Source organism: Shewanella sp. 125m-7, assembly GCF_052977045.1.
Genome location: NZ_JBRILQ010000002.1, coordinates 87,745 through 101,687 on the forward strand (window position 1 = coordinate 87,745; position 13,943 = coordinate 101,687).

The window sequence follows — 13,943 nt, forward strand, 5'->3', positions numbered from 1 at the left end:
AATTTAGATATATTTACTTCCTGTTCGTGTGTTTCTGAACCTTTAATGAAAGTTCAGAAGCAACTTCAACTACGTTTTTCAAAATGTGTGCATGAGTTCTTATGTGGACAATAGTCAATACTATCTACTAATGGGCGACATTAGACTCCACTTTACACAGTACTCTCCAGAGTCAAGCCTTCTGACTTGATGAGATAAGTATGAATTTTATCTTACTGTTGCGCTGTTTTTTTGTTCGAAAAGAGGTCTATTCGATACGAAAAATGAGGGTTTTGACGTTAATAAAGAGATCAGCAAAGGGCAGATTATATACAAAAAGCATATATTCGATATCGATTAAGTTAAAAGCTGTCATAGGGCTCAACTGCCAATAAAATAACGACCAGTCTAGTGTTTTTATCAACGATGGTTTACTTATAAGGCACGATCTGGATTCGTTTTTAGTAAATAACCTACTGGTTTTACCTCTTAATGTTAATGGCTTGTTAAATCGGTGTCGGCGCGGCACGCCTTATTATTTCCACTATTTTCAATGTGTTGAATCGCTATCTGTGTTGCTAGCAGTCATCTGGAACTATTTTTGTTTACATGTTTTGTAGGGAAATGCCCCTTTTGATTGTTTTCCATCCTTTAAGCTCGTTTTCTAGTACTTTTTGGCGATCCAAAATGTTGACACAGGTCAACATTTTGTGAAATGATGCCAGCGGGTCTACATCCTCGAAGATGTAGAAAAGGAAGATAATAATTAACAATCACAATAGAAAGACAGGCTTAGGCAATAGGGAACTAAAGCAAAATAAGCGCATGCACCCTGTTGTCGATAAGTTAAAGCTTTTTTAATCACTTCAAATTGGTTGGGAACTATGTCCAAGGTAAGCAATAAAACAAAAATCGCTACAGCGCTCATTGGCGCACTAGCCTTAGCAGGCAGCAACTTAGTGATTGCCGATCCTCTTTCTGACGTTCAGAAAGCTGACGCTAAAATTCACGCTGAAGCTGCAACGTCTCAGAAGAAAGTTGATAAGTATTTTGACCAAGCTCAGGACATGTTGTTCGAGTACGGGTCAGTTGCTGATGAACGTGAATCACTAAAATCTTATAACGATTATGTAGCGAGTCTGGTTGCAGACCAAGAAGCTACCATGAAATCTATTCAAAGTGACATCAACGGCGTTGATTCATTACGTCAAGGCGTAGTGCCATTGATGTTTAAGATGGTTGACGCATTAGAGCAGTTTGTGGCTTTAGATCTTCCATTCAATAAGGAAGTTCGTGTAGAGCGTGTCGAGAACCTTAAGACATTGCTTAACAGTGCAGAAGTCACCCTTGCTGAAAAGTATCGCCTTATTTTAGACGCATATTCAATCGAGCGTGAATACGGTACAACCTTGACTGTAAAAACAGGCAAGCTGGATCTTGATGGCAAAGAAGTATTAGTAGACTTCTTAAACTTTGGCCGTGTATCACTGTATGCAATGAGCTTAGACGGAAAGTCAGCTTGGATGTATAACGATGAAACTAAGGGTTGGGATCAATTGGAAGATGGTACGCTTCGTGAGCTAACCAAAGGTATTCGCATTGCACGTAAACAGGGTGCACCGGATCTATTCTCGTTACCAATTCCTGCTGCGGAGGCTGCACAATAATGAAGAAGTTTATCACTACAGCAATCGTTGCTGCGAGCCTGTCATTAACGGCCGGTATTGCTAGCGCTGCAGATGCACCTAAATCAATCGATCAGTTACTTAATCAAGTGAAAGTTGATCGTGCTAATGCATCGAAGACAAACGTAAAGCGTGAGCAAGAATTTAAAAATGAGCGTGGCGATAAAGCTCAACTACTAAAGCGTGAAAAAAATGCTTTAGCAGCAGAGCGCCAACGCGGTAAAGACTTAAACCAAGCGTTTTTGGATAACGAGCGTAAAATCGGTCAGTTAGAAGAAGACTTAAAGACGGCTCAAGGTGACTTGGGTGAGATGTTTGGTGTTGTTAAAGGTGATGCGGGTGATTTCGCTGGTAAGCTAGCGGGTTCTAACATCTCTGCACAGTACCCTGGTCGTGATGTATTTATTGCAGACCTTGGCGCACGCAAACAACTGCCAAAGATTGACGAGCTAGAGCGTTTCTGGGAAGAGCAGCTGTTTGAAATGGCTCAGTCTGGAAAGGTTGTTAAGTTTGAAGGCACTGTTACCGGTATCGACGGTAGCGTGAATGACACGACTATTACTCGAGTTGGTGCATATAACCTTATTGCCGATGGCCAATATGTTGTTTATAACGCCGATCTTGGTCTAATCCAGGAGCTGTCACAGCAACCTGATGGTTATCAAGTTAAGTCAGCTGCTGCTTTCGAAAATACAACGTCAGGTACAGCAAATCTTTATATTGACCCTGTTCGCGGTGTTCTTCTGAATATCTTTACGCAGAAGGCGACGATTGAAGAGCGCATCGAAGCGGGTGGAACTATCGGTTACATCATTATCGCTTTACTTGTTCTTGGTGCAATCATCTCTATCGAGCGTCTTGTTACCTTAGGTGTTGTTGGCGCTAAAGTTAAGGCTCAGCGTAAGAACCTTGATAATCCAGGTAACAACCCACTTGGTCGCGTTCTTAAAGCATACCAAGACAACAAAGATGTTGACGTTGAAACACTAGAGCTGAAACTTGACGAAGCAATTCTGAAAGAAACTCCAGCGCTAGAAACTCGCATCTCTATCATCAAGGTTCTAGCCGCTATCGCACCTATGATGGGTCTACTTGGTACTGTAACGGGTATGATTGCAACCTTCCAAAGTATTCAGTTGTTCGGTACGGGCGATCCTAAGCTAATGGCTGGTGGTATCTCTATGGCACTTATGACGACAGTTCAAGGTCTAGTTGCTGCACTACCGCTAATGCTTATGCATGCAATCGTAGTTGCACGTAGCAAGACAATTGTTCAAGTACTTGAAGAGCAAAGTGCGGGTATCGTTGCTTCACACGCTGAGAAGAGGAAAGCCTAATGTTATTCCTGATGGATATCTGGGATTCCGTCAGGGGCTTCATGGCCTCCGGAGGCGACGTCCTCTGGTTAGTGGCAGCTGTATTGTTTGTTATGTGGGTATTGATGCTTGAACGCTACTGGTATCTAAATTGGATATCACCAAAAGAGCACAAAGCAATCATTGCTGCATGGGAAGCACGAGAGGATTCAACCTCTTGGTATGCACACCGCATCCGTGAAGCTTGGGTATCCCAAGCGAAGCAAGATTTAACGGCACGTATGCTGATTATCAAAACTTTAGTAGCAATCTGTCCAATGATAGGTCTACTAGGTACCGTAACCGGTATGATTTCAGTATTCGATGTGATGGCAGTTCATGGGACGAGTAATGCTCGTATGATGGCAGCTGGTATTTCAATGGCGACCATGCCGACAATGGCGGGAATGGTGGCAGCATTATCGGGAGTATTCTTTAGTACTCGCCTTGATGCAAAAATGAAAATCAGTTTAGCAAAGCTAAAAGACAGCATGCCTCACCACTAGAGAGAGATTGAACATGGCACGTAGAAAGCATTCAAGCGTAGAAGAAGAAGCTGAGATTGATATGACCCCGATGCTCGACATCGTGTTCATCATGCTTATCTTCTTTATTGTAACAACATCGTTTGTAAAGCCATCAGGCCTTGACTATAACAAGCCTGAAGCGTCACAAGCGACGAAGAAGCCTTCAGCTAACATCTTTATCGGTGTGAGCAAGACAGGTGTCATCATGATGGAAAACCGTCAAGTTGATATCGAACGTGTAACTGCAAACGTAGAGCGTATGCTTGCAGAAGCACCAGAGGCTGCAGTATTGATTCAAGCAGACCAAGAAGCTAGACATGGTTTAGTGGTTAAGGTTCTTGATAACGTTAAAGCTGCGGGTATCGATAAGATATCTGTATCGGCGGGGAACGAATAATATGCTGAGAGGAATAGTATCACTGATAATTGGTGCTGCTGTGACTTTTGCTTTGTTTGTCTTCATGGCATTTTTGGTAGGTGGCGGTCCAACCCGCCACGATGCCTCGACAGAATCGCCTGTCATTGAAATCACCATGAACAAAGATGATGCATCAGCGCAGAAAAAGCCAAGGGTAAAGCCTAAACCGCCTACACCCCCAGAGCAGCCGCCAAAACCGGATACTACGCCACCAGATAGTTCATCTGACATTGATACAAATATGTCATTTAACATGGGTGGAGTTGATACCGGCGGTGCAAACACTGGATTTAAACTAGGCAATATGATGACTCGTGATGGTGATGCTACACCTATCGTGAGAATCGAGCCTCAGTATCCAATTGCAGCAGCGCGTGACGGTAAAGAAGGTTGGGTGCAACTTAGCTTTACTATCAACGAGTTAGGTGGTGTTGAAGATGTTAAAATCATCAAGGCAGAACCTAAGCGTGTCTTTAATAAAGAAGCGCGTCGTGCACTTAAGAAGTGGAAGTACAAGCCAAAGATTGTTGACGGTAAAGCCCTTAAACAAACTGGCATGACGGTCCAACTTGATTTCACTCTAGATAAAGGAGGTAGATAATTATGCGTAAAGTTAATTCGATTGCTGCCGCTTTATTACTTTGTTTAGGTGGAAGTATTGCGCTAGCACCGGTTGCTTATGCTGCCGAGAAGTGCCCAATTGAGAAGCGTAAATCGAAAGCCGTTGGCCAAAGTGCCTCTAAGAAAGTGCAGAAGTCCTTTGAAGCCTATACCGAAGGTAATCTTGATGAAGCGATTGCGATTCTTCTAGAAGCCAATGCTAAGAATGACTTCGATAAGGCCTATATCGCCCGTATGTTAGGTAACTTCTATGCCGAAAAAGGTGATATGGGTACCGCAACTAAGTACCTTAAATCGGCAGTAAATGCTGATATCTTAGGCGGTACGGACCACGCGCAAACTCTACGACTCTATGCTGATCTTCTTATCGGAGATAAAAAGTTTAAAGAGTCTATCCCAATGTATTACAAGTGGATGGAGTTTACCTGTAAAGAAGATGCTCAAGTATACCGTCGTATCGGTATCGCATATTCTGAGCAAAAGCAGTGGGACAAAGTGCTTGCGGTTGCAGATAAAGGCTTAACCCTGTCTGATAAGCCTGATAAAGGCTTATATCAGATGAAGCTGACTGCTTACTTTAACAAGAAGCAGTATAAGCAAGCGGTTAATGTGCTTGAAGTCATGGTGCCATTATTTCCAGACGACAAGCGCCTTTGGGTTCAGTTAGCTCAGTTTTATCTAATGACCGAAGACTTCACTAAGTCACTTGCTACATATGACTTAGCTTATAAAAATGGATTTTTGGAGACGGCGGGTAATATTACGCGTTTGACCCAACTGCTTGCACAAAATGGCGCGCCATTTAATGCATCGCAGATCTACGCTAAGCATATGAAGTCTGGGTTAATTAAGGAAGATGAAAAGAGCTTAACGACTCTTGCTGGTTTTTATCATAATGCTAAGGAGCTGAAAAATGCTGCTCAAACTTATGGTAAAGCGGCTGCAATCAATAACGCTGGTAAGCTTTACCTCAGACAAGGCCGTATTTTGTCGCTAGATGGTCAGCATAAAGCTGCTATTACAGCACTTAAGAAAGCGTTGGATGCGGGGGTTAAAAGCCCTGGTGAAGTTCAGTTCGAACTTGCCCTTGCTTACTTAAATCAAAAGCAGTACAAGACAGCATATAAGTATGCCAAGCTTGCTGCTAATGATAAGAAGACTGCGCGTTCAGCTAAGAGCTATATCTCTTACATTAAAGAAAAAGCGCGCGTTCATAACGTCGCTCTTTAATCTTATGAGCTGTTAAAAAAGCCCCTTTTTAGGGGCTTTTTTGTTTCAGTTTTAAACCCGTCATTTCAGTAGGATAACGCTTTACTTTCTTCTTTCTGGTATTAGATATGGATCAGTTTATGCTCAACGGATAGGGGGGCTCTCATCTGTAAAGTGTGCTTTTCAACAGTGCTAAATAGGGTGTCTAAATAAACATCTTTATTCGGTGAGCACACGCAACCAGCCAATTCATACTCAATTTGGTTATGGTGTTGCGATTTTAGGTTGAGATTAAACTCGTTAATTGTCTGTTCTATTCGTTTAATCACAACGTTAGCACCAGCATCATCAACGTCAAAAATACCTAATGCAAAAGCGTGATTATCTAGTCTCGCGAGCAGGTCGGTGGTTCGCAGTAACGCTTGTTGTACTTGCTTCATGAATAATTCTAACAATTGTGGTTGAGAAATAGTTTCATGAATGTGTGGGCATAGATACAATAAGGCAAGACTTTGATGGTCGCGCATATGGCGATGCCATTCGCGATTGAAGACTTCCATAAAATAGGTTTGATTATAAACGCCTGTTTCAGGATCCCTAAAACCAGAGTTACTGAATGAATAGATCATTAAAGACTCCTTATGTGTCTCTGGTTTAAGTATAGAAAAGAACAATAAATAAAAGGAATAAAAAATGAGGAAGGCGGTTCTTGCGTTATCAATAGGCGCAATTTTAGGGTTAGTAGGTTGTGGAAAAAGCGATAACAAGCAAGCTCAGCAGACAGAGACGACTAAGCAGCAAGCTACGGAGCAGGCTGGCCAATTGCAATCTGCAGAGCAGGCTTATCTGTTATTAGTAGATAATTACTTTAATGATTTATTAAAGCTAGAACCAATCTACGCGACTTTTGTTGGCGTCAATGACTATAACGACCAGTTTGGTGATGGCTTATCACATGCTTATTTAACTGAGCGTCACCAACTGAACACGCGATATTTAAAAGCCGTTAAAAAAATAGATCGTGAGCAGTTGTCAAACGAGCTAAAGCTTAGCTATGACATGTTTAATTATGATCGCAACGTTGCCTTGGCAGATGAGACATTCCCTAATCACTTTATGCCGATGAACCAGTTTTATAGCACTGTGATTAGCATGGTGCAGCTTGGCAGTGGAGAAAGTGCGCAGCCGTTTAATACGGTTGAAGATTACCGTAACTGGGAGATGCGTCTACAAGGCTTTATTGAGTGGCTCAAGCTCGCTCAAGTGCGTATGGATGAAGGTATAGAGAGCAAAGTGGTCCTGCCGCGTGTCCTCGTTGAACGTATTATTCCTCAGTTGAGCGCCCAGCTCGTCGATAACGCGAGTGACAGCTTGTTTTATACACCGATCACCTTGATGCCTGAGTCATTTTCAGATGCGGACAAGCAAGCACTGACTCAAGAGTATACAGCGTTAATTACAGAGCAGCTGTTGCCAGAGCTAACAGCCCTGCGTGATTATTTTCAAAATACTTATATTAAATCATCTCGCGCAACCGATGGTTGGTGGGGGCTACCAAACGGTAAAGTCTGGTATCAGCATCTTGCTAACTCTCACACGACAACGACTATGCCCGTAGATGAAATTCATAAGATTGGGTTAGACGAGGTTGCGCGCATTTTATCTGAAATGGATAAAGTCAGAGTACAAGTTGGTTTTGAAGGCGACTTAACGGAGTTTTTTGCATCATTATCATCTGAGCCGCAGTACTTCTTTACAGACCGCCAAGGTTTGATTGATGGTTATATGGGGCTTAAAGAACAGATTAATCTAGAGTTACCTAAGTACTTCAATATCATGCCTAAAGCGGATTATGTGGTCAAACCTGTAGAAAGTTTTAGAGAGCAATCGGCGGCAGGCGCATCTTATGATGCTCCAGCGGTTGATGGTTCACGACCAGGTGTGTTCTATATCAATACCTACAACCTTAAGGCTCAGCCTAAGTGGGGCATGACGACCTTATCACTGCATGAAGCGGCACCAGGGCATCATTTTCAAATCGCTATCAAACAAGAGCTATCAGGTGTCCCTGAGTTCCAACGCTTTGGAAACTACACTGCATTTGAAGAGGGTTGGGCACTTTATGCTGAATACTTAGGGATTGAGATGGGACTATTTAACGACCCATACCAATACTTTGGCAAGCTTTCAGACGAGATGCTACGCGCCATGCGCTTAGTGGTTGATACTGGTCTGCATGCTAAAGGCTGGACGCGTGAGCAAGCGATTCAATATATGAAAGATAACTCGCCAATGGCGGAGTCTGACATTATTGCAGAAGTTGAGCGTTATATGGCTATTCCAGGTCAAGCGTTAAGCTACAAAGTCGGTCAGTTAAAGATTTTGTCACTGCGCACACAAGCGGAAAAAGAGCTTGGCGATAAGTTTGACTTAAAAGCTTATCACGACCAAATCCTCACTTCAGGCTCGTTGCCGATGGAAGTGATGGAGTTAAAAGTGAACGATTGGATCGCTGCGCAAAAGTAACTGAGTTAATCAGTCAAAACCCAGTAGGGATATACCGTATTTTCGAGTCGTTTGGCTATAAATAATGGTATATACTTGCTGGGTTTTATTTTGCCAAAATAAGGCAACACATTTAATTTTATGGGAGTTAAACCATGGTACAAGCGACTGCAAGACACCTACTAGTAGATACTGAAGTTCAGTGTCAAGATCTTAAGCAACAGATCCTTGATGGTGCTGATTTTGGCGATGTAGCTAAAGCAAACTCTTCTTGCCCATCTTCAGCTCAAGGCGGCGACTTAGGCTCATTTGGTCCTGGCATGATGGTAAAAGAATTTGATGAAGTGGTTTTTAGCGCGCCATTGAACGAAGTTCAAGGTCCAGTTAAGACTCAGTTCGGCTACCACCTTCTAGAAGTAACAAGCAGAGGCTAAATCCTGCTTAGGCTGTTTTAGAGGAATTAACATGCTCGAACTGTATACCGATAGGCTTAGGTTAAGAACCGTTGTTGCAGGAGACTGGGATAACTTTTTATATACTCATTCAAGTGAGCAACTGAACGAGTATGTTCGTAAACCCCAGGCTGAGTCAGAGATACGAAATAAGTTCGAGCGTGTATTAAAAGCAAATGATTTCGACGCTGGTGAGTGGTTACTCACTATTATCGAAGATGCACATAATCATGACTTCATTGGTTTTATAGGCTTGCATAATAGTCATGCAGAAATGGGCCAAATAGAAGTCGGTTATATGATGCACCCTAGTACTCATGGGCGTGGTTATGCCAGTGAGAGCTTAAAGGCCATTGTCGATTGGGCATGCCTATCATATGCACCCCATAAGTTTATCGCTTATAGTGCGGAGCAAAATATTGCTTCAACTAAGGTGCTGGAAAAGTGCGGTTTCAAGCGTGAAGGCTTGTTGCGAGAGAATTGTAAAATCGGCGAGCAATGGTTTGACGATTGTGTTTATGGACTCTTAGCAGCAGAAAGAGTTTAGCGACATTCGAAAGCATGCATAGGCATCTCAATTGGGTGCTATAATGCTGTCAGTTTTGATTATTTAAGGCGAAATACCGTGAGTTCAGATACTCCAACGTTGACATTAAAGTCAGGCGAAGATTACATCGAGTTATACAAAGTGTTGAAAGTTCAAGGAATGATGAGTGCTGGTGGCGAAGCCAAGCACGTGATTTCTGAAGGACTAGTGACAGTTAATGGCGAAGTTGATACCCGCAAACGCAAAAAAGTGGTTGCTGGTGAAGTTGTTAGTTTTAACGGCGAAAGCGTTAAAATTATCGCTGAGTAAGTGACAAGAGAGGATTAACATGCAATTTCCAGATGATGATAATGGCAAGATGCTTGAAGCCATGGCTGATGCCGGTATCGACTTATCGGTTGCGCTAAATGTCGACTTCTTCTTAGTGTTTGAAGATCAACGCGATGCCGAGTCAGCACTTGAAGAGTTAGGTAAATCAGATCTTGAAGGCGAAATTGAACTACTACTGAATGATGATTCAGGTAAGTGGGAATTGATCGTTTGCCTAAACATGGTGCCAGCATACGACACTATTGTAGAGCAAGAGTTAAACCTACATGAATTTGCCCAAGAGTTCGGCGGTATTACCGACGGTTGGGGAGTGATGCAACATCAAGAAGGCGATGACGATTTTGCCGACGACGCACATGAGTGCGGCGATGCTTGTAAGCACTAAATAACCTCGCGAAATCAATTTTTAATAAGCCACTTATTTTAGTGGCTTTTTTGTGCCCGAAAGTTAAGAATGTCATTTGTTCAACAGTTAAAAAATTGCCACCGAAGGAGAATAGAATGGCAAGAATGATAAGTTTTGGGACACCCGTTAACGATGCCGAGCGTTGGGCATTTACTCTGTTAGCTGATGAGCTCCCTGACGATTATATCCTACTGACAAATGTTGAAATCCCTGCTAAGTCGGGTCAAGCCATGGAAGTTGATGCGCTGGTCATTGGCGAGTGGGGCGTATATGTTGTTGACGTGAAGGGTTATATTGGCCGTTTAGATGCAGGTCTGCATGCATGGTCGCTAGATGGCCGCGAAGTCGATAACAGTCTTGCTAAGGCGAACTACGTTGCTCGCGTTTTAGCGGGTAACGTCAAGCACAAAATTCCTGTTGGGGTCTATGCTCCTTGGTGCCAAGGCATGGTGTTTGTTACCGGCCGTAAAGGCGAGGAGATTGAGCTCGAAAAGCAGCAAGGCTCATTAAGTATCTACACGCCAAAGCAAATTGTCGAGGCGTTAACCACTGAATGGGGACTTACTGCGCCTAGAAAGCATCAAGTGACCGATACACAAAAAGAGTTGGTATTAGAGACTATCGGTCAAGTGGCGATTGTCGAGAAGCGAAATAATAAAATTCAAGACTTCACTAAACTTAAATGTTTGTTTATTCAGAGTGGGCTCGAAGTCTGGCAAGCGGAATACAATCCAGGGGAATGGACTGCACCGTGGTTACTAAAAGTTCTGATCCCTACCCAATTTACTGACAGCGATCAATCACAGGCCCATGAAGCACAGCTCAGAAGTGAGTTCTTGCGTATGCAGTCTCTGTCTGGCTGTTGTGGGGTTCCCTATTGCGCACCACTCATCCAAGACGGTGAGCAGTTAGTGCTTCCTATCCGTATGCCCCGTGGTGTGCCGCTTAATGTGCTCCAGTCTGAACAGATGACCACCTATCAATTACTTGAAGTACTGCGGCGTAGCGTAACTGGACTGCAACAGATCCATCGCCGAGGCTTTACCGTAGGCGGTTGGACCAGTAATTGTATCTTTGTCTCCGACATGGGCGATGTTGAGTTTATTGATATTAAAGATAATGTCAGTAATAGCGAAGACATTAAGGCTTATGCAGAGGGCTTTTTAGCCATAGCCGAACAAACAAATCAGCCGCGAGTTTACCAGTGGTATCGAGAAGCTGTAGCGGGTACCACGACAGATTTAGACGCACTGCGTAGCGACTTGTCGGCGTTAATCGATCATGGTGTCTGTGACACAGTTCCAGAGAAAGTTGACATCACCATTGGCGCGATTATCGATCATCACTTTAAGTTAGAACAATTTATTGCAGCCAAAGAAACCAGTCAGTTCTGGCGTGCCACGCATCTGCAAGGCCAATATCAGTGTGGTGTGTCAATCTATAGCAAAGTGCAAGCTAACTGGCCGATGCTGAGCAATATCTATCGCACGCTTGCTAAGGTTTACCACCCTCATATTGAAAAAGTCTTGGCTTTTGGCCAGATGCCTCAGAGTGAAAACCTGTTTATTGCAAGGGCATGGGAATATGGTGTTTCGATAGATGAGCTTGAGGAGATCCGTCTTGGTCAACCGTTAATGTGGTTCACTCAGCTATTAACCGGCCTGCAGTACATGCATCAAATGGATATTTATCACGGCGCTATCTGTCCTAAAAACATCATTTGTAACCCGAATAAAGCGATACTGGTCAACTTTGGTATTGGGCTTGATATTGCCGCGAGTCATTATGCGTCTCAGTATGCAGATCCAAGATTATGGGAAGTAGAAGGCGAAGCTGAAAGAGATCTTTACGGATTAGTCGCAAGCTTCATTGATGCCATGGCTCCCGAGAGCTTAAAAGGCGATCTAGGCCACGCTGGCATAATTAACGCGCTAGAAGCTTTCGATAGGGAGTGGTTTGGTGAAGCACTTTTTGACGTTTGTCATAAAGTGCTTAACTTTGACTTAAGTGTTCATGCTGGCATGAATTACTTAGAGATGTTTGATTTAGCAGAAATGGATCCCACACATTAAGTTAAGGCGATTATCGCAAAAGCTTAGTGCTGCGATAAGGGCTAAAAAGCTCGAGTAGCCAGTCGATAAAAGATTGCACTTTTAATGGCAGGTTGCTCGATTTCGGGGTTAATAAATAGTAACGATAAGGGCTGGTGAACTGTACATCCAAATTGGCCTCAAACGGGATCACCAGCTTACCTGTTGCCAGTTCATCCTCAATAAAGAAGCGTGGAATTAGCGCAATCCCCATACCACTGCTTGCTGCTTGGCTCAGCATATAGAAATGTTCTACGCCAAATTTCTTTTCAGTGGTGAGGGTAAGCCCCACATTTTGTGCCCATAGTTGCCATAAACCGGGTCTCGTTGTGTGCTGCAATAATGTCATATTATTGATGTCGTCAAGGCTTCTGAGAGCTTGCGCTAAATCTGGCGAGCAGACTAAACACAAGTCTTCATCCATCAGGGTTAATACGTTGGCCGCTTTGGGCACGGTAGTGCTACTGCGAATAGCAATGTCAAAGTTCGCCTTGTTGAAATCGACTTCAAAATCCCCGATTGATAAATCGACATAAAGATGGGGGTAGCGTGACTTAAACTCTTCCATCCTTGGTATGAGCCAACTGATAGTGAGACTCGGCAGAACATTGATGGCCAAAGTTTGTGTTCTAAGAGGTTGTGTAATTAAGTCACTGGTGGCGTTATTGATGGTTTGCAAGGCAGCTTGGGCATTCACAAAGTAGCGCTCGCCCTCATCAGTTAGCTTTAGGCTTCTATGTTGCCTTATAAACAGAGGTATACCCACAAACTCCTCCAGCAACTTGACTTGCTTGCTTATTGCTCCGTGAGTGACAAATAACTCTTTGCCTGCAAGCGTAAAACTCATTAGTCGAGCAGAGGCCTCGAACGCTCTAAGTGCATTTAATGGCGGAAGGTGCGGGTACATTCGGGGGGCCTTAATATTATTTAGTGTGAGATAAACTCACTTAAGGTGAACAATAACTCCTTTGTGTTTTAACTGCAAACCACGTTTAATAGCGGCACTTTAATTATTTGTTATTGAATCATGACACTAGACCTTACTTTTGAGCTTCTTGCGCTGTTATTTTTTGTTGCCATGCTGGCGGGCTTTATCGATGCCATTGCTGGTGGCGGTGGTTTGCTAACCATACCTGCATTAATGTGGGCAGGCCTTCCGCCAACGGTGGCGTTAGCAACCAATAAGCTGCAAGCCTGTGGTGGTAGCTTCTTTGCGAGCTTTTACTTTGTGCGTAAAGGCATGGTTAAGCTTAGCGATATGAAGCTCAGTATTGGCTGTGCATTTGTCGGCGCGGCGCTTGGCACGATTGCAGTGCAGATGATAGATACTGCATTCTTAGCGGTATTTTTACCTTTCTTGATGTTGGGTATAGGTGGCTACTTTCTATTTTCGAAAAAGATCAGTGAAGAGGATAAGCTGCAAGTGCTCACCCCCGGAGTATTTGCCTTTACAGCCGCCTTAGGCGTTGGTTTTTATGATGGTTTTTTTGGCCCCGGCACAGGCAGTTTCTTTGCGCTCGCATTTGTATCGTTAGCAGGCTACGGGCTTGCGAAGGCGACAGCTCATGCCAAAGTGTTAAACTTTTCAACTAATATAGCCTCACTCATTTTTTTTGCCATTGGCGGAAAAGTATTTTGGATGCTAGGCGGCGTGATGTTAGTTGGTCAAGCGATAGGGGCAACACTGGGTTCTCGGTTAGTACTCACAAAAGGGACCAAGATTATTAAGCCATTAGTGGTGGTGATGTCGATAGCAATGAGCGTTAAGCTGTTATCGGCGCAGTATGACTTATTTAGCTGGTTATAGTGGCGGTAGATT

The 13,943-nt window shown here is 43.5% G+C and carries 15 protein-coding genes; 13 read left to right on the forward strand and 2 right to left on the reverse strand.

What is annotated here, in order from left to right; all coding sequences use genetic code 11:
• Positions 1–863 precede the first annotated feature (863 nt).
• From ACVBIL_RS01290 to ACVBIL_RS01315, 6 genes are read left to right on the forward strand one after another with little or no spacing between them, the layout of a single operon-like run.
• Positions 864–1,646 (forward strand): DUF3450 domain-containing protein, encoded by a 783-nt coding sequence (locus ACVBIL_RS01290; RefSeq protein WP_447165182.1) that lies wholly within the window; start codon positions 864–866, stop codon positions 1,644–1,646.
• Positions 1,646–3,001, forward strand: a complete 1,356-nt coding sequence (locus ACVBIL_RS01295; RefSeq protein WP_447165183.1) for a MotA/TolQ/ExbB proton channel family protein — start codon at positions 1,646–1,648, stop codon at positions 2,999–3,001. The genes ACVBIL_RS01290 and ACVBIL_RS01295 overlap by 1 nt, the downstream gene beginning before the upstream one ends.
• The gene (locus ACVBIL_RS01300; RefSeq protein ID WP_447161232.1) at positions 3,001–3,525 is read left to right on the forward strand and encodes a MotA/TolQ/ExbB proton channel family protein; all 525 of its coding nucleotides are present in this window, start codon (positions 3,001–3,003) and stop codon (positions 3,523–3,525) included. The genes ACVBIL_RS01295 and ACVBIL_RS01300 overlap by 1 nt, the downstream gene beginning before the upstream one ends.
• A gap of 13 nt (positions 3,526–3,538) precedes the next feature.
• Positions 3,539–3,943 (forward strand): ExbD/TolR family protein, encoded by a 405-nt coding sequence (locus ACVBIL_RS01305; protein WP_220759443.1) that lies wholly within the window; start codon positions 3,539–3,541, stop codon positions 3,941–3,943.
• Between the two features lies 1 nt (position 3,944).
• Entirely contained in the window at positions 3,945–4,565 is a 621-nt protein-coding gene (locus ACVBIL_RS01310) for an energy transducer TonB (RefSeq protein WP_447165184.1), read from the forward strand.
• A gap of 2 nt (positions 4,566–4,567) precedes the next feature.
• Positions 4,568–5,815 (forward strand): tetratricopeptide repeat protein, encoded by a 1,248-nt coding sequence (locus ACVBIL_RS01315; protein WP_447165185.1) that lies wholly within the window; start codon positions 4,568–4,570, stop codon positions 5,813–5,815.
• Positions 5,816–5,916: 101 nt separating this feature from the next.
• On the opposite strand, the gene ACVBIL_RS01320 is transcribed toward ACVBIL_RS01315, so the two are convergent.
• Positions 5,917–6,423 carry a GGDEF domain-containing protein gene (locus ACVBIL_RS01320; protein WP_447165186.1) on the reverse strand — a complete coding sequence of 169 codons (507 nt, stop codon included), beginning with the start codon at positions 6,421–6,423 and terminating at the stop codon, positions 5,917–5,919.
• Positions 6,424–6,487: 64 nt separating this feature from the next.
• Here ACVBIL_RS01320 and ACVBIL_RS01325 point away from each other — a divergent pair, with 64 nt between their 5' ends.
• From ACVBIL_RS01325 to ACVBIL_RS01350, 6 genes are all read left to right on the forward strand, one after another.
• On the forward strand, positions 6,488–8,320 hold the full coding sequence (locus tag ACVBIL_RS01325) for a DUF885 domain-containing protein (RefSeq protein WP_447165187.1): 1,833 nt from the start codon (positions 6,488–6,490) through the stop codon (positions 8,318–8,320).
• A 134-nt stretch (positions 8,321–8,454) separates the two neighbouring features.
• Positions 8,455–8,733: a peptidylprolyl isomerase gene (locus tag ACVBIL_RS01330; protein WP_447165188.1), complete on the forward strand. Its 279-nt coding sequence runs from the start codon at positions 8,455–8,457 to the stop codon at positions 8,731–8,733.
• Between the two features lie 31 nt (positions 8,734–8,764).
• Positions 8,765–9,298 (forward strand): GNAT family N-acetyltransferase, encoded by a 534-nt coding sequence (locus ACVBIL_RS01335; RefSeq protein ID WP_447165189.1) that lies wholly within the window; start codon positions 8,765–8,767, stop codon positions 9,296–9,298.
• Positions 9,299–9,376: 78 nt separating this feature from the next.
• The gene (locus ACVBIL_RS01340) at positions 9,377–9,607 is read left to right on the forward strand and encodes an RNA-binding S4 domain-containing protein (RefSeq protein ID WP_447165190.1); all 231 of its coding nucleotides are present in this window, start codon (positions 9,377–9,379) and stop codon (positions 9,605–9,607) included.
• Positions 9,608–9,626: 19 nt separating this feature from the next.
• Positions 9,627–10,013: a ribonuclease E inhibitor RraB gene (locus tag ACVBIL_RS01345; RefSeq protein WP_447165191.1), complete on the forward strand. Its 387-nt coding sequence runs from the start codon at positions 9,627–9,629 to the stop codon at positions 10,011–10,013.
• A 116-nt stretch (positions 10,014–10,129) separates the two neighbouring features.
• Positions 10,130–12,106, forward strand: a complete 1,977-nt coding sequence (locus tag ACVBIL_RS01350; protein WP_447165192.1) for an NERD domain-containing protein — start codon at positions 10,130–10,132, stop codon at positions 12,104–12,106.
• A 10-nt stretch (positions 12,107–12,116) separates the two neighbouring features.
• On the opposite strand, the gene ACVBIL_RS01355 is transcribed toward ACVBIL_RS01350, so the two are convergent.
• Positions 12,117–13,031: a LysR substrate-binding domain-containing protein gene (locus tag ACVBIL_RS01355; protein ID WP_447165193.1), complete on the reverse strand. Its 915-nt coding sequence runs from the start codon at positions 13,029–13,031 to the stop codon at positions 12,117–12,119.
• A 120-nt stretch (positions 13,032–13,151) separates the two neighbouring features.
• On the opposite strand from ACVBIL_RS01355, the gene ACVBIL_RS01360 reads away from it, so the two are divergent.
• Positions 13,152–13,931 carry a TSUP family transporter gene (locus ACVBIL_RS01360; RefSeq protein ID WP_447165194.1) on the forward strand — a complete coding sequence of 260 codons (780 nt, stop codon included), beginning with the start codon at positions 13,152–13,154 and terminating at the stop codon, positions 13,929–13,931.
• The last annotated feature ends 12 nt before the right edge of the window (positions 13,932–13,943 follow it).

Excerpts from the sequence above, each read along its gene's own strand:
- ACVBIL_RS01325 (WP_447165187.1), top strand. The coding sequence starts at position 6,488 with ATGAGGAAGGCGGTTCTTGCGTTATCAATAGGCGCAATTTTAGGGTTA.
- ACVBIL_RS01315 (WP_447165185.1), top strand. The coding sequence starts at position 4,568 with ATGCGTAAAGTTAATTCGATTGCTGCCGCTTTATTACTTTGTTTAGGT.
- ACVBIL_RS01295 (WP_447165183.1), top strand. The coding sequence starts at position 1,646 with ATGAAGAAGTTTATCACTACAGCAATCGTTGCTGCGAGCCTGTCATTA.
- ACVBIL_RS01330 (WP_447165188.1), top strand. The coding sequence starts at position 8,455 with ATGGTACAAGCGACTGCAAGACACCTACTAGTAGATACTGAAGTTCAG.
- ACVBIL_RS01360 (WP_447165194.1), top strand. The coding sequence starts at position 13,152 with ATGACACTAGACCTTACTTTTGAGCTTCTTGCGCTGTTATTTTTTGTT.
- ACVBIL_RS01310 (WP_447165184.1), top strand. The coding sequence starts at position 3,945 with ATGCTGAGAGGAATAGTATCACTGATAATTGGTGCTGCTGTGACTTTT.
- ACVBIL_RS01350 (WP_447165192.1), top strand. The coding sequence starts at position 10,130 with ATGGCAAGAATGATAAGTTTTGGGACACCCGTTAACGATGCCGAGCGT.
- ACVBIL_RS01305 (WP_220759443.1), top strand. The coding sequence starts at position 3,539 with ATGGCACGTAGAAAGCATTCAAGCGTAGAAGAAGAAGCTGAGATTGAT.
- ACVBIL_RS01335 (WP_447165189.1), top strand. The coding sequence starts at position 8,765 with ATGCTCGAACTGTATACCGATAGGCTTAGGTTAAGAACCGTTGTTGCA.
- ACVBIL_RS01320 (WP_447165186.1), bottom strand. The coding sequence starts at position 6,423 with ATGATCTATTCATTCAGTAACTCTGGTTTTAGGGATCCTGAAACAGGC.
- ACVBIL_RS01290 (WP_447165182.1), top strand. The coding sequence starts at position 864 with ATGTCCAAGGTAAGCAATAAAACAAAAATCGCTACAGCGCTCATTGGC.
- ACVBIL_RS01300 (WP_447161232.1), top strand. The coding sequence starts at position 3,001 with ATGTTATTCCTGATGGATATCTGGGATTCCGTCAGGGGCTTCATGGCC.
- ACVBIL_RS01355 (WP_447165193.1), bottom strand. The coding sequence starts at position 13,031 with ATGTACCCGCACCTTCCGCCATTAAATGCACTTAGAGCGTTCGAGGCC.
- ACVBIL_RS01345 (WP_447165191.1), top strand. The coding sequence starts at position 9,627 with ATGCAATTTCCAGATGATGATAATGGCAAGATGCTTGAAGCCATGGCT.